The 317-nt window shown below is 53.3% G+C and carries 2 pseudogenes; both read left to right on the forward strand.

The window, feature by feature from the left end:
• Positions 1-211, forward strand: a pseudogene (locus ACSIPU_RS30875) (hypothetical protein); the annotation flags it as partial.
• Positions 208-317: pseudogene (locus ACSIPU_RS30880) on the forward strand (phage tail terminator-like protein); the annotation flags it as partial. The pseudogenes ACSIPU_RS30875 and ACSIPU_RS30880, both read left to right, overlap by 4 nt.

Genomic DNA, 317 nt, shown 5'->3' on the forward strand with positions numbered 1-317 from the left:
TAATCATTCCGTCCCGACCGAACCCGATCCGCGCGGGACAATGACGTTTCTTAATGGCAAAAATATCATTGACCAGGCGCCAGCCTACTCGGTGATTTACATCCAGTCGAACCTGCCTTACTCCGTGCCTCTGGAGAATGGCCACTCAACGCAGGCGCCAACAGGCGTCTATGCCGTCTCGTTTAATGGTGTGATTCAGGCCCACAAATGACCCTCACAGAAATCAGAAACGCTGTCATTACACGAATGACGGCGCAGACCGCTATTGCCGCTGAGGACGTGCGTTATTCAAATGACAGTCGCGGCACATACGACCC

The organism is Klebsiella sp. HN106 (assembly GCF_051209435.1).
In the GTDB taxonomy this organism is placed as follows: domain Bacteria; phylum Pseudomonadota; class Gammaproteobacteria; order Enterobacterales; family Enterobacteriaceae; genus Klebsiella; species Klebsiella oxytoca.